1 protein-coding gene is annotated in these 1,365 nt (G+C 55.3%); it reads left to right on the top strand.

The genetic code is table 11. The annotated features are described in order from the left end of the window. The first annotated feature begins 106 nt into the window (after nt 1-106). The gene (locus tag RJT48_RS20585) at nt 107-1,348 is read left to right on the top strand and encodes an RNA-guided endonuclease InsQ/TnpB family protein (RefSeq protein ID WP_311174237.1); all 1,242 of its coding nucleotides are present in this window, start codon (nt 107-109) and stop codon (nt 1,346-1,348) included. Nucleotides 1,349-1,365 lie beyond the last annotated feature (17 nt).

Genomic DNA, 1,365 nt, shown 5'->3' with positions numbered 1-1,365 from the left:
TTTATCAGCGGACAAGGCGAATACCCCGAGGCTTGACCTCGGGGATGAAGCCGACGACTCGTGATACAAACCACTAAGTCAAAACGTTCCTAATCAAGAGACAGCGATGGAACACAGTCACCGCTACCACGCCTACCCAAAAGGAGAGGTAGCGGAGGGACTGGAACATCATCTAGATGTTCATCGCCAACTCTACAACCACGTCCGCTGGGACTACGAACAAGCCCCAGAGGACGATAAGCCGAGTGAGTACGACCAGAACAACAAACTCCCTGAGTGGAAACGTAAGTGGCCTGTCTTCAGTGAACTTCACTCGAAGGCCGCCCAAGCCACCGTTGCACGCTTCCATCGCAATCTCTCAAACCTTCGCAAGAAGAAAGAGAAGGGGTACAACGTTGGTCGGCTCAAACGGCAAGCACCTACCGACTACCGAAGCGTGACGTACAACCAGTCCGGTTTCGACCTCGATGAAAAGAGGGGGCGCGACAAGTATGCGTACGTCCGCTTCAGCAAAATTGGCTGGGTGAAGATTCGTTACCACCGTCCGATTCCCGACCACGCCACCATCAAAGAGGTCACGTTCAAGAAGGAACGGACTGGCGAGTGGTTCGTCACATTTGGTTTGGAAACTGATGAAGCTGACCTGCCCGAGAAACTCGACGTAGACTCGCTGGACGCGAGCAACAGCGTCGGTATCGACCTCGGAATACTCAACTACATCCACACGAGCGACGGTCACACTGTGGATTGGCTCGACCTCGAAGACGACTACGAACGACTTCGAGGAGAACAACGCACACTCTCACGGAAAGAGAAGGGGTCGAGCAACTACGAGAAACAACGTCTGAAGGTCGCCAAGGTCAAACGCCACATCAAGCGGAAGGTGCTGGACTACCAGCACAAGATTACGACGTGGCTCGTCCGCGAGTACGACGCCGTGTTCGTGGAAGACTTGGACGTGAAGAGGATGCTCGAACAGTCGCATAACGCCCGGAACAAACAGGATGCGGCGTGGCGACAATTCATCACCCTCCTCGAATACAAAGCAGACCTGTACGGTTGTCACGTCGTACAGGTCGAAGCACGAGGCACGACCAAGGAGTGTGCGTCGTGTGGTGTGGAGACGGCAAAGCCCATCTGGGTACGGGAACACTCCTGTCCGTCGTGCGGATTCGAGACGGAGAGAGATGCGAACGCGGCGATGAATGTGTTGCAGAGAGGCTTTTCTGAACTAGGGCTGGGATGGCCCGAAGACACGCCCGTGGAGACTGTGACCGCTACGGACACGACTCACTTCGAATCTGTGTCTGCAAGTCACGTCGTAGAAACGGGAAGCCTCGGGGCTTGACCCCGAGGCGATTCACG

Source organism: Halobellus ordinarius (assembly GCF_031823395.1).
Lineage (GTDB): Archaea > Halobacteriota > Halobacteria > Halobacteriales > Haloferacaceae > Haloquadratum > Haloquadratum ordinarius.
Note: the sequence above shows the minus strand (reverse complement) of the source record. Positions and strands in the feature narration are given on the sequence as shown.